Genomic DNA, 12,264 nt, shown 5'->3' with positions numbered 1-12,264 from the left:
GAGTTCAGCGCTCCAGCACAGCCCACAGACCGAGCACCCAGGGCACCGAAAGCGCGATGACAGCGGTGAGGTTGAGCCGCCAGTGGTCGCGTACGAGTGCGGCGAACTCACGGATCGACGCATTGGGAACGAAATACGGCGCGGTCGCGGCTCCCACACAGAATCCGTCGATTCCCGCCGCCCGCATCTGTGTCGCGGCGCGAAACGCGTGATAATTGCTCGTGACGACGGCCACGGGCGCACCTATCCGGTTCTCCGCAAGCAGCATTGCCGACATCGTCAGGTTCTCGGCGGTGTCGGTCGAGCGGTCCTCGAGCAGAATGAGCCCACCGTCCACGCCGGACGCCTCCAGATAGTGTGCCATGGCGGCCGCCTCCGAGGTCTCCTCGCCGTCACCCCGACCTCCCGAACAGACCAACAGCGGCGATCGGCCGGCCGCACGGGAGAATTCGAATATCTCCCGTCCACGCTCGAGACGAGCGGCGAGCAGTGGGCCGACATCGCGCCCGTCGATCAATCCGGCGCCGAGCACGATCACCGCCCGGACGGGTTCCCGGCCCGCGCGCCGACGGGCCCACCCCGCATAGATCCACGACCACGACACCGCGGCGACCAACACGAAACCCAGGTATCCGGCGGGTAGGCCGACCGCCGCGAGCAGCAGCAACGCGGTGTTGCTGCGCTCGGGGTCGAACCACCCGAGAGCGATCGCCACGATGATCGACCAGGCATAGCAGAACAAGATGACGCCGAGGACCGTCGACACCATGGTGGGTGGACGAATTCCTTCGCGCCGCAGGAGCACCGCACCGTTGATCACCAGGAAGACACCGAGTGCGACCACGGCGAACAGACCACACATCCCGATGATCAGCAGCACCCACGCCCCGGTCATCCTGCTGCCGCTCACGGCCACCGCGGCGAGCACCACGATCAGGACCGCAACGTTCACGGCAGCCGTCAGGTAGACGCCGGGACGCAACCGGCGTGGGTCACGCCACGCGGCGATCACCCCACTGAGGATCAACGCCGACAGCGCGATCCCGAGAAGGTACATGGCCCTCATGGTGCCAGGGTCGGCCGATCATGGGCCGGTATCTGCAGTGCCCATCCTCCGGGACGCCATGGCCGGCACCTGACGAGCGTTCAGTCCGACTCCGGCGTCTGCAATGCCGCGCTGACCATCTCGGTCCATGATGCGACGACCTGTGCACGTCGTCGCGAGTCGTCGGAAAGGGTGTCGGCCAGGCCGAGTCCCCGTCCGAGGTCGAGCGTCACCTGCACCATCCGATGGGTCTGCGGATGGCGTCCCTCGGGGTCCAATGCGGCCACGGTCATCTGATGTGCCGCACGGGCGAACCTGGCCTCCATCGGCAGGATGAGCTCGCGCAACGCAGGATCGGAGGCCGCCGCCGCCCACACCTGCAATGCCGCCTTGAATTCGGTTCCGGTGTAGATCTCCACGGCCCGCGTCACCACCGCCGCGATCCGATCGTGCTCGTCGCGGATGTCGGCCACCGGACTCGAGGCGGAGGTGGTCATGTCGTCGAAGATCTGCTCGAGCGCCGCGGTGATCAGCGCCTCGCGCGTCGGGAAGTGGTGTTGCGCCGCGCCGCGTGACACACCGGCGCGCTCGGCGACCGCCGCCACCGTCGCCGCTGTCCAGCCGTCGTGGGCGAGTGCCTCGATGGTCGAACGCAGCAGACGTTCCCGCGTGAGCCGTGATCGTTCCTGCTGCGGCTCACGCGGATTCGGCGTTCGGGTGCCGGTGGTCACGGGTCTGCGCGTTCGGTGAGATCCCAACTCGGCCGCCGCTTGCCGAGAAACGCCGTCATTCCCTCGCGGGCCTCGTCGGTGGCGAACAGGGCGGCAGATTCTGACGCCCGCTGCTGCGCGTCGCGATCGAAGGCCGCCAGGACATCGGCGGTGGCGAGCGCCTTGGACGCGGCCAGTCCCTGCGGTGACGCCCGTCGGATACCGGCGAGGACGTCGGCCAACGCGGTGTCCAGGGCCTCGGCGTCGGCGCAGGCCTCGGTGATCAGCCCGCAGCCGGTCGCGGTCTGGGTGCCGAACGTCTCGCCGGTCAGGAAGTATCGTCCGGCCGAGCGCGCCGTCATCTTGGGGACGAGGACCAGGGAGATCACCGAGGGCGCGAGCCCGAGCCGCGATTCGGTCAGCGCGAAGGTGCAGTTCGGTCCGGCGAGCGCGATGTCGGCGGCACCGACCAACCCGAAACCGCCGGCGCGCACGTGTCCGTCGATGCGCGCGATCACCGGCTTCGGCATCTCGATGATCGACCGCATCAGATCGATCATCGACCGCGTACCGGCCGCCGACGCATCCTCGACCGACATCCCCGACGCGAGCGCCTCGCTCAGATCGGCACCGGCACAGAAGGTCCCACCGGTATGGGTGAGGACCACGGCCCGCACCGCCGGGTCGTCGGCAGCCGTGGCCAGTCCGGCACCGAGTTGCTCGACCAGCGAGGCGCCGAGGGCGTTTCGGTTCTTCGGCGAGTCGAGTTCCAGAGTGGCGATCCCCGAGTCGATCGAGGTGTGCACCACCTCGTCTGCTGCTGCAGCGTTCATCGTCGTCCTCAGTACGATTTCGGCAGCCCGAGGCTGGTCTGCGCGACGAAGTTGAGGATCATCTCCCGGCTGACCGGTGCGATACGCGCGATGCGCGCGAGACTCAACATCGGCGCGAGACCGTATTCGGTGGTCAGTCCGTTGCCGCCCATCGAGTGCACGGCATGGTCGACGATCTTGACGCAGGCCTCTGCCGCAGCGTATTTCGCCATATTGGCGGGCTCGGCGGCACCCCAGTCGTCACCGGCGTCGTAGAGGGTCGCGGCCTTCTGCATCATGAGTTTGGCCATCTCCAGTTGCACCTTGCCCTCGGCGAGCGGATGCGCGATCGCCTGATGCGCGCCGATCGGGGTCTTCCACACGGTGCGGTCGTTGACGTAGGCGACCGCCTTGTCCAGCGCGAAGCGCCCCATACCCAGTGCCGACGCCGCGCCCATGATGCGCTCGGGGTTGAGTCCGGCGAACAGCTGGCTCAGTGCGGCGTTCTCGGAGCCGACGAGAGCGTCTGCGGGTAGCCGCACATCGTCGAGGAACAGCTGGAACTGCTTCTCCGGATTCTGCAGTTCCATCTCGATCATCGTGTATTCGAAGTTGGGTGCATCGGTCGGCACGATGAACAACGCCGGCTTGAGGTTGCCGGTCTTGGCGTCCTCGGTGCGAGCGACGATGAGCACCGCCTCCGCCTGATCCACACCGGAGATGTAGACCTTGCGTCCGGTGAGCAGCCACTCGTCGCCGTCGCGTCGCGCCGTCGTGGTGATCTGATGCGAGTTCGATCCGGCGTCGGGTTCGGTGATGCCGAAGGCCATGGTGATCGTGCCGTCGGCGAGTCCCGGCAGCCAGCGCTGTTTTTGTTCGTCGGTGCCGAACCGCGCGATCACGTTGCCGCAGATGGCCGGCGACACGACCAGCATCAGCAGGCCGGCGCCCGCCGCCGCGATCTCCTCCATCACGATGGACAGCTCATACATCCCGGCGCCACCGCCGCCGTACTCCTCCGGCAGGTTGACCCCGATGAAGCCGAGTTTTCCGGCCTCACTCCACATCTCGTCTGTCTTGCGCCCCTCCCGGGCACACTTCCGGAAGTATTCCTGCCCGTACTTCGCGGCGAACGCCGCCACCGATGCGCGCAGCGCAGCACGCTCGGGGGTCTCGACGAACGGATTGGGGGCGGTGTCGTCGATCGTCTCGGTCATCCGACCTTCTCCTCTGTCAGGGTGTTCGACTGGTCCGTGGCCTCGGTGACGATGTCCTCTGCGGCGATCACCGCGAGGACATCGCCGACGGAAAGTTGTTGTCCGGCCACAACGGACAGGGTGGCCACCACACCGTCGGACGGCGCGGAGACGGTGTGCTCCATCTTCATCGCCTCCAGCCACAGCAGCGGTTGCCCGGCCGTGACGTGTTCGCCCTCGGTGACCGCGATCCGGATCACCGAACCCGGCATCGGGGCCAGGAGCGAACCCGGACGGGCCACTGCGGACGGATCGACGAATCGAGGGACCCGCCGCAGGGCCACCGACGCGCCCGGCCGGTCGACGAACACGAGGTCGTCGCCGTGGCGTGACACCGACAGCGTGCGTCGCACGCCACCGGTTTCCAGGACGACACGCTCGGGCGTCACCTCGACGACCGTCACATCCGGGAGATCGGGCAGTTCCAGACCCGACCGTCCGCGCCGATAGCGGACATCGATCTGCTCGTCGCGGCGGGTCTCGACGTAGCTCTTCACCTGGTGACCGGATGCCAGATTACGCCAGCCCGAGGGCAATCCGGCCTGCACCGTGGCGCGTTTGGGTGCCGCGGCCGAGTCGGCCAGTGCTGCCGCCGTCGCCGCGATGCGCACGTCCTCGCCGGTCGCCAGCGGCGCCGACAGCAGATCCAGACCTACCTCGTCGATGAAGCCCGTGTCGGTGTCACCGGCGCGGAACTCTGGGCTGTTCAGGGTGTTGACCAGCATGTCCCGGTTGGTCACCGGACCGTGGATGCGAGCATCGGCCAGCGCTCGCGCCAACATCGTCGCCGCCCGCCGACGATCCGGCGCCCAACTGATCACCTTGGCCAGCATCGGATCGTAGAAGGTCGAGATCTCGCTGCCGCTCTCGATTCCGGCGTCCACCCGGATTCCCGGTCGCTGCAGCGGACCGAACCGGGTGTCGGCCTGCACCTCGATCGTGTGCACGGTGCCCGACTGCGGTTGCCAGTCCGTGGCCGGGTCCTCGGCGTACAGCCGGACCTCGATTGCGTGCCCCGACGCCTGAGGCGGTTGCTGGTCGAGGCTCTCCCCCATCGCAACCCGCAACTGCCATTCGACCAGATCGGTTCCGGTCGTCAGCTCGGTGACCGGATGTTCGACCTGCAGTCGGGTGTTGGTCTCGAGGAAGTAGAACCGGCCCGTGTCGTCGGCGAGGAACTCGACGGTCCCGGCGCCTGTGTATCCGATGGCCTTGGCCGCGACACGCGCCGCGGTGAACAGCCGGTCGCGCAGGTCACCTCCGATGCGCTCCACCAGCGGCGCCGGCGCTTCCTCTACCACCTTCTGGTGGCGGCGTTGGATCGAGCACTCCCGTTCACCGACCGCCCAGATCACACCGTGGGTGTCGGCCATGATCTGCACCTCGATGTGATGGCCCCGCTCGACGTACGGTTCGCAGAACACGGTCGGGTCCCCGAACGCCGATTCCGCCTCGCGTGCGGCCCCGTCGACGGCCGCCGACAGCTCGTCGAGGGCCCGGACGATCCGCATTCCGCGTCCGCCACCGCCGGCCGACGCCTTGATCAGCAGTGGGAGGTCGTCGGCGGTGACTGCTGCCGGGTCGATGTCGCCGAGCACGGGTACCCCGGCGTCGGCCATCAGTTTCTTGGCGTTGACCTTCGATCCCATCGCGGTGATCGCCTCGGGCGGCGGGCCGATCCAGGTGAGGCCGGCGTCGATCACGGACTGGGCGAATGCGGCGTTCTCCGAGAGGAATCCGTAGCCGGGATGAATCGCGTCGGCGCCGGCCGCATGGGCGGCCGCGATGATCCGGTCGCCACGGAGATAGGTGTCGGCCGACGTCGACCCGGGCAGGTGGGCCGCGGCGTCGGCCATGCGGACATGCGGTGCGTCACGGTCCGGGTCGGAGAACACCGCGACCGTGCGCAATCCCATGGCGCGGGCAGTGGTGAAGACCCGGCAGGCGATCTCGCCGCGGTTGGCGACCAGTACTGAAGTGATGGTTGTCATCTCCGCCTCACATCCGGTAGACGCCGAAGTTGGATGTGCCTTCCACCGGCGCGCTGTGGATCGCCGACAGACACAGCCCCAGCACGGTTCTGGAGTCCCGCGGGTCGATCACACCGTCGTCGTAGAGCATCCCGGACAGGAACGCCGGCACCGACTCCGCCTCGATCTGCGCCTCGATCATCTGCCTCATCGCCGCGTCGGCCTCCTCGTCGACGACACCACCGCGCGCCTCGGTAGCGGCCCGGGACACGATGGAGATCACCCCGGCGAGCTGCGCGGCGCCCATGACCGCCGATTTGGCGCTCGGCCAGGCGAACAGGAACCGCGGGTCGTAGGCCCGACCACACATGCCGTAGTGACCGGCACCGTAGCTCGCGCCGATCAACAGCGAGATGTGCGGCACGGTCGAATTGGACACGGCGTTGATCATCATCGAGCCGTGTTTGATCATGCCGTTCTGTTCGTACTCCTTGCCGACCATGTAGCCGGTGGTGTTGTGCAGGAACAGCAACGGGGTGTCACTCCGGTTGGCCAGTTGGATGAACTGGGTGGCCTTCTGCGATTCCTGACTGAACAGCACACCCTGCGCGTTGGCCAGGATGCCCACCGGATAGCCGTGGATACGTGCCCATCCGGTACACAGCGAGCTGCCGTATTCCGCCTTGAACTCGTCGAAGTCGCTGTCGTCGACGATCCGGGCGATCACGTCGCGGGGGTTGAACGGAACCTTCAGGTCCGACGGCACGATGCCGAGCAGTTCCTCGGTGTCATAGCGGGGCCCGATCACGTCGGCAACCGGCCCCGGCCCCTTCTTGCGCCAGTTCAGTCGGGACACGATGCGCCGTCCCAGGCGGATCGCGTCCTGTTCGTCGGCCGCGTAGTAGTCGGCCAGGCCGGACTGGCGGGCATGCATCTGGGCGCCGCCGAGCGACTCGTCGTCACTGTCCTCGCCGGTGGCCATCTTCACCAGCGGCGGGCCGCCGAGGAAGACCTTGGAGGCGTTCTCGATCATCACCACGTGGTCGCTCATGCCGGGGACGTAGGCGCCGCCGGCAGTCGAGTTGCCGAACACCAGGGCGATCGTCGGGATACCGGCCGCGGACAGTCGGGTCAGATCCCGGAACATCCGACCACCCGGGATGAACACCTCCTTCTGAGTGGGCAGGTCTGCCCCGCCGCTCTCCACGAGTGAGATCACCGGGAGGCGATTAGCCAGCGCGATGTCGTTGCACCGCAATATCTTCCGCAACGTCCACGGATTGGAGGTGCCACCCCGCACGGTGGGGTCGTTGGCGACGATCATGCACTCGACGCCTTGCACCACACCGATGCCGGTGACCACGGACGCGCCGACCTGGAAGTCGGAGCCGTAGGCCGCCAGGGGGCAGAGTTCGAGGAAGGCCGAGTCCTCGTCGATCAGCAGTTCGATGCGTTCGCGCGGGATCATCTTGCCGCGTTTGCGATGTCGCGCCACATACTTCTCGCCGCCGCCGGCCAGGGCCTTGTCGAACTCTGTCTGGAGTTCGGCCAGCTTCGTGTTCATCGCCTCGCTCGCCGCCGCGAAGTCCTCACCCGCCGCGTCGAGCGTGGAGCGGATGGTTGTCATTGCTGGTACCCCAATCGTTTTGCCGCGAGACCGGTCAAGATCTCGGTCGTCCCGCCGCCGATGCCGATGATGCGCATGTCCCGGTACTGGCGTTCGACCTCGGTGCCGGTCATGTAGCCGAGGCCCCCGAACAGCTGGACCGCCTTGTTCGCCACCCATTCACCGGCCTCGACCGCGGTGTTCTTGGCGAAGCAGACCTCGGCGATGAGATCGTCGTCGGAGGTCACGTTGCGTTCGATCACGGCCCGGGTGTAGCAGCGTGCCACGTCGATCCGACGGGCCATCTCGGTGAGTGTGTCCTGCACGGACTGTCGTGCGATCAGCGGCTTGCCGAAGGTCTCCCGGTCACGCGCCCACGCCAGGGTCAGATCCAGGCAGCGTTGCGCGCTCGCGTAGGCCTGCACCGCAAGACCCGCGCGTTCGGAGACGAATCCCGTCGCGATCTGCGCGAATCCGGAGTTCTCGACGCCCACCAGGTTCGCGACCGGGACGCGGGCGTCGACGAACGAGAGTTCGGCTGTGTCCGAGGCGCGCCACCCCATCTTGTCGAGCTTGCGGGTGACGGTGAATCCCGGTGTGCCCTTCTCGATCACCAGCAGCGAGACGCCCCCGGCGCCCGTTCCGCCGGTGCGGACGGCGGTGGTGACGAAGTCGGCCCGCACCGCCGAGGTGATGTAGGTCTTGGCGCCGTTGACCACATAGTGATCGCCGTCGCGGACCGCCGAGGTACGCAGATGTCCCACGTCGCTGCCGCCGTCGGGCTCGGTGATCGCCAGACTGCCGATCTTCTCCCCGGCGAGCGTCGGCCGGACCCAACGATCGATCTGATCGGGATCTCCGGCCGCGATGAGGTGCGGCAGCGCGATGCCGTGGGTGAACAGTGAGGCGAACACGCCACCGGCGGCGCCGGCCTGGTGGAACTCCTCACCGAGGATGGAACTGTCGATCAGATCTCCGCCCGAGCCACCGACGTCCTCGGGGACGCCCAGGCCGAACAGCCCCAGCTTCGCCGCCTCGCGATGCAGATCACGGGGGATCAGGCCGTCGCGCTCCCAGTCGTCCTGGTATGGCAGGATGTGTCGCTCTACGAAACCGCGGACAGATGAACGTAATTCGCGGCGCTCCGGTGTCTCCCACACCGGACTGCTGATCGGCACTAGTTCTCCTCGGGGTTGGTGAATGCAACCGGTATCGGTACGGGCCGTGACCGCAACCACTCGCCCATCCCTTTGGCCTGCGGGTCGAACCGCACGTTCTCCGCGACGCCGCGGCCGAGGACCTCCTCGATCACGAAGTTGACGGCGTTCAGATTCGGCAGGCGGTATCGGTGCACCGGCAGGTCGGCGACCTCGGGCAGCAGTTCCTTGAGCAGGTCGACGTCGAGGGTGGCGTCGAGCCAGGCGAAGTGCTCGGGATCGCGCACCCAGACACCGATGTTCGCACTGCCCCCCTTGTCGCCGCTGCGGGCACCGGCGATGGTGCCCAACGGCAGCGACGCCATCGGACCCCAGTCGGTGGATGTCTCGGCGGGCTCGTCCTCGGGGTCGGGTGGCACCTCGGTGCGCAGTGGGCTCGGCGGGACCGGCTCGACCACGCCATCCGGGAGCGCGACCCGATGGTCGATCGCATCGGCATCGACGTAGCCGGGTTCGAACACCCCGTACGGGGTTCCGTTGCCTGGTGGGCCGGTCATCGTGAACCCGGGATAACTCGCCAGGGCCAGCTCGACGGCCGTCGACGAGAATGCCCGCCCCACCTTCTTGCCGTCGGGATCGCGGACGACGCACCGCAACAGGGCACTCGCCTGCTCTTCGGTCTCCGCGTCCGGACGGTCGAGCCGGGACAACTCCCAGCTGATCTCGGCCGGCGCCGTCGGCAGCGCGGCGGTGAACTGTTCCTTGAAGAGGTCCGCCTTTGCCTCGATGTCGAGGCCGGTGAGGATCAGGGTGATCTCGTTGCGCACACCGGCCAGATGATTCAGTGACACCTTGGTGGTCGCCGGTGGTGCCTCACCCACCACTCCGGTGACCGAGACCCGGTCGTCGCCGACCTGATCGAGCTCGATGGTGTCGATGCGCGTGGTGACGTCGGGTCCGAGGTAGCGGGGTCCGCCCACCTCATAGAGCAGTTGCGCGGTCACGGTTCCCACGGTCACCGCGCCCCCGGTGCCGGGATGCTTGGTGATCACCGACGATCCGTCGGCCGCGATCTCGGCGATCGGAAAGCCCAGGCGTCCCATCTGCGGGAGTTCGGTGAAGAACGAATAGTTGCCGCCGGTGGCCTGTGCACCGCACTCGATGATGTGCCCCGCCACGACCGCACCCGCGAGCGCATCGAGATCGCGGTATTCCCAATCGAATTCGCTGGCCGCCGGACCGACGGTGAGGGATGCGTCGGTGACACGGCCGGTGACCACGATGTCCGCGCCCGCATCGAGGGCGGTCTTGATCCCGAATGCACCGAGGTAGGCGTTGGCGGTCAGCGGTGTGCCGAGGCCGAGTTCGGCGGCACGATCGACGAGGTCGTCTCCGTCGACAAAGGCGATGTCGGTGTTGACGCCGATGCTGTCGGCGAGTTCACGCAGCGCCACCGTGAGGCCGTGCGGATTCAGGCCGCCGGCGTTGACCACGATGCGCACGCCTTTGTCCATGGCCAGGCCGAGGCAGTCCTCCATCTGGCGCAGGAAGGTCTTCGCGTAGCCGGATCTCGGGTCCTTCATCCGGTCTCGGCCCAGGATCAGCATGGTCAGTTCGGCGAGATAGTCGCCGGTGAGGTAGTCGAGCTCACCGCCATCGAGCATCTCCCGTACGGCCGAGAAGCGGTCGCCGTAGAAGCCCGACGCGTTGCCGACCCGAATGATCTTCTGCGCGTTGGTGTCGGCCATCGTCACACCCCGGCGTCGTCGTGTGTTGGCGCCCGGCCCGCGCCGGGCGGCCCGGCGAAGGCCTGGGCTATCCGCGCCCATCGGGCGGCCTCGTCGCCGACGAGTTGCACGTCGAGATCGGCCAGTGCGCGACGTTGGGTCACCAGCTGGCAGAAGTCGACCGCGGGGCCGCGCACGACCTCGGAGGCGTCCTCGGGTCCCCACGTCCAGAGCTCACCGGACGGCGCGGTGATCTCGTACCGGAACGGTTGGGCGGGTGCGGTCAGGCCGTTGACCAGGTAGGCGAAGTCACGGGTACGGACGCCGATGTGCACGACTGCCTTGATCCGGTCGGTCGGCTCCGGCGTGACGCCCAGCGTGTCGGCGACGTCGAGTCCGTGCGCCCAGGTCTCCATCAGCCGGGCGGTGGCCATCGACGCTGCCGACATCGGCGGCCCGTACCAGGGGATCTTCACGCCGTCGGGCACGTCGCGCAGGGCGTCGGCCAGCTTCCGGCGTCCGATGCGCCAGTTCGCCAGGATCTCCGCGGGCGGCGCCTGGGCCCCCTCCCGGGCGGCCTCGTCCACGAAGCCCTCGGGATTCCTCGCGACCTCCTCGAGTCCGGCGGAGAAGCGATCCGGATCAGTGGCCGCTGCGAGAGCCGCGGCGTCGGTCCACGACAGATGTGCGATCTGATGCGCGATCGTCCATCCCGGGGCCGGCGTCTGCCGGGCCCATCCCTGCTCGTCGAGGCCCGCCACGAGGGCGTCGAGCTCCTCCGATTGTGCGGTCAGATCCGCCAACAGTCCGTCCACGATCGACATGAGACCACCGTCACACAGGTGTCCGGAAAAAGCAAGCACGCATGATTGTTTTCGCGATGACGCTCGTCGGGAAGGCCCCCAGCCGGCACCCACTCCACGCGCTGCGTGAGTAGGCCGCGAACGGAGTGAGTGGCCGTATCGAGACCACGGCCCAACCCATCCGCGATCTCAGCGGTTCGTCAGCGGTACAGCACGTCCGCCGAGGCGCGGCTCAACAGCAGGCCGTCGTGTGCGTGCATGGTCGCCTCGAAGGAGGCGATCCGCCGGCCGACCTTCACCGGCGTGACGTCGACGATGACGTCGGCGCCGTGGACCGCCGGCGAGCGGAGAAATCCGATGGCGAGGTCACCGAGGCGGTAGTCACCACCGGCGGCGGCGTTTGCCTGGCCGGCGAAGGAACAGGCCTGAGCCACGATCGCGGCGATCACGCCGCCGTGCATCGTTCCGAACACGTTGCCCATCCACGGCTCGGTGGCGACGATGAACCGGACGCCCGTCCCCCGATCGTGGTCGAGCACCTCGACCCGTCCGTTGAGGAGGTCGACGAGCGGTCCCGCCGCCCGGACCTCGGCTGCGATCTGTTCGACGATGTCCCGACCGGACAGGGTCGGATCGATCGCGGGCGGGAGATCCACGAGATGGGTGAGCGCCCGGTCCGGTGGCGCGTCGACGCCGCGACTCTCGGACGGATCGGCGTCATAGGTGCGCCCCACCGCGACGTTGCGTGCGGTGCCGGAACAGCAGATGTGTCCGGTGGAGGTGACGATGTCGACCCGGGTGGTCCCGAATCCCTCGTCGTGCATGAGAAGTTCGGCGGTCGCGGTGACGCGGTCGTCGAGACCGACGTGGCCCTGCATCGCCATCGACAGTCTCGCCTGGACACAGGGGGTGCCACCCGGGCCCGAGGAGAAGAACGGCAGACCACCGACGTGATCGAAGAGCACGGCCAGTGCGGGCAGGTCGATGCGGCCGCGGTGATCGGCGAACACGGGACCGAGTTGTTGCTCGGCGATGACCGTGCCGTGACCGGAGGGCGCGACGTTTCCGACCCCGAAAGCAGTGACCGGGTCGGTCCGCGGCGGACCCTCGGTTCGGGTCGGTTCGGCGACCATGGCGCACCCACTCTCACGTGACATCTGGCGGTGCCTTCATCCAAT

General features: G+C 67.8%; 10 protein-coding genes. All 10 read right to left on the bottom strand.

Translation table 11 applies throughout. From position 1 onward, the window contains the following. Positions 1–4: 4 nt before the first annotated feature. Positions 5–1,066, bottom strand: coding sequence for a YdcF family protein (locus AC4AMJ_RS03720; RefSeq protein WP_489917288.1), 1,062 nt, complete (start codon positions 1,064–1,066; stop codon positions 5–7). Positions 1,067–1,146: 80 nt separating this feature from the next. Then, on the bottom strand, positions 1,147–1,776 hold the full coding sequence (locus tag AC4AMJ_RS03715; RefSeq protein ID WP_489917287.1) for a TetR/AcrR family transcriptional regulator: 630 nt from the start codon (positions 1,774–1,776) through the stop codon (positions 1,147–1,149). Next, positions 1,773–2,588 (bottom strand): enoyl-CoA hydratase family protein, encoded by an 816-nt coding sequence (locus AC4AMJ_RS03710; RefSeq protein WP_489896912.1) that lies wholly within the window; start codon positions 2,586–2,588, stop codon positions 1,773–1,775. The genes AC4AMJ_RS03715 and AC4AMJ_RS03710 overlap by 4 nt, the downstream gene beginning before the upstream one ends. 8 nt (positions 2,589–2,596) lie before the next feature. Then, on the bottom strand, positions 2,597–3,784 hold the full coding sequence (locus tag AC4AMJ_RS03705; protein WP_489896913.1) for an acyl-CoA dehydrogenase family protein: 1,188 nt from the start codon (positions 3,782–3,784) through the stop codon (positions 2,597–2,599). Next, positions 3,781–5,814, bottom strand: coding sequence for an acetyl/propionyl/methylcrotonyl-CoA carboxylase subunit alpha (locus AC4AMJ_RS03700; RefSeq protein WP_489917286.1), 2,034 nt, complete (start codon positions 5,812–5,814; stop codon positions 3,781–3,783). The genes AC4AMJ_RS03705 and AC4AMJ_RS03700 overlap by 4 nt, the downstream gene beginning before the upstream one ends. A gap of 7 nt (positions 5,815–5,821) precedes the next feature. After that, positions 5,822–7,420, bottom strand: coding sequence for an acyl-CoA carboxylase subunit beta (locus AC4AMJ_RS03695; RefSeq protein ID WP_489917285.1), 1,599 nt, complete (start codon positions 7,418–7,420; stop codon positions 5,822–5,824). Next, on the bottom strand, positions 7,417–8,577 hold the full coding sequence (locus AC4AMJ_RS03690; protein ID WP_489917284.1) for an acyl-CoA dehydrogenase family protein: 1,161 nt from the start codon (positions 8,575–8,577) through the stop codon (positions 7,417–7,419). Before AC4AMJ_RS03690 ends, AC4AMJ_RS03695 begins: the two co-directional genes overlap by 4 nt. Continuing rightward, positions 8,577–10,304, bottom strand: a complete 1,728-nt coding sequence (locus AC4AMJ_RS03685) for an acyclic terpene utilization AtuA family protein (protein WP_489917283.1) — start codon at positions 10,302–10,304, stop codon at positions 8,577–8,579. The genes AC4AMJ_RS03690 and AC4AMJ_RS03685 overlap by 1 nt, the downstream gene beginning before the upstream one ends. Before the next feature lie 2 nt (positions 10,305–10,306). Beyond that, entirely contained in the window at positions 10,307–11,107 is an 801-nt protein-coding gene (locus AC4AMJ_RS03680) for a TIGR03084 family metal-binding protein (protein ID WP_489917282.1), read from the bottom strand. Positions 11,108–11,286: 179 nt separating this feature from the next. After that, positions 11,287–12,219, bottom strand: coding sequence for a hotdog domain-containing protein (locus tag AC4AMJ_RS03675; protein ID WP_489918369.1), 933 nt, complete (start codon positions 12,217–12,219; stop codon positions 11,287–11,289). Between the last annotated feature and the right edge of the window lie 45 nt (positions 12,220–12,264).

This window comes from Gordonia sp. LMA484, assembly GCF_058129505.1.
Note: the sequence above shows the minus strand (reverse complement) of the source record. Positions and strands in the feature narration are given on the sequence as shown.

Bases quoted from the DNA above. Each gene is read 5' to 3' on its own strand.
- AC4AMJ_RS03675 (WP_489918369.1), bottom strand. From the start codon at position 12,219: ATGGTCGCCGAACCGACCCGAACCGAGGGTCCGCCGCGGACCGACCCG.
- AC4AMJ_RS03705 (WP_489896913.1), bottom strand. From the start codon at position 3,784: ATGACCGAGACGATCGACGACACCGCCCCCAATCCGTTCGTCGAGACC.
- AC4AMJ_RS03710 (WP_489896912.1), bottom strand. From the start codon at position 2,588: ATGAACGCTGCAGCAGCAGACGAGGTGGTGCACACCTCGATCGACTCG.
- AC4AMJ_RS03680 (WP_489917282.1), bottom strand. From the start codon at position 11,107: ATGTCGATCGTGGACGGACTGTTGGCGGATCTGACCGCACAATCGGAG.
- AC4AMJ_RS03685 (WP_489917283.1), bottom strand. From the start codon at position 10,304: ATGGCCGACACCAACGCGCAGAAGATCATTCGGGTCGGCAACGCGTCG.
- AC4AMJ_RS03695 (WP_489917285.1), bottom strand. From the start codon at position 7,420: ATGACAACCATCCGCTCCACGCTCGACGCGGCGGGTGAGGACTTCGCG.
- AC4AMJ_RS03720 (WP_489917288.1), bottom strand. From the start codon at position 1,066: ATGAGGGCCATGTACCTTCTCGGGATCGCGCTGTCGGCGTTGATCCTC.
- AC4AMJ_RS03700 (WP_489917286.1), bottom strand. From the start codon at position 5,814: ATGACAACCATCACTTCAGTACTGGTCGCCAACCGCGGCGAGATCGCC.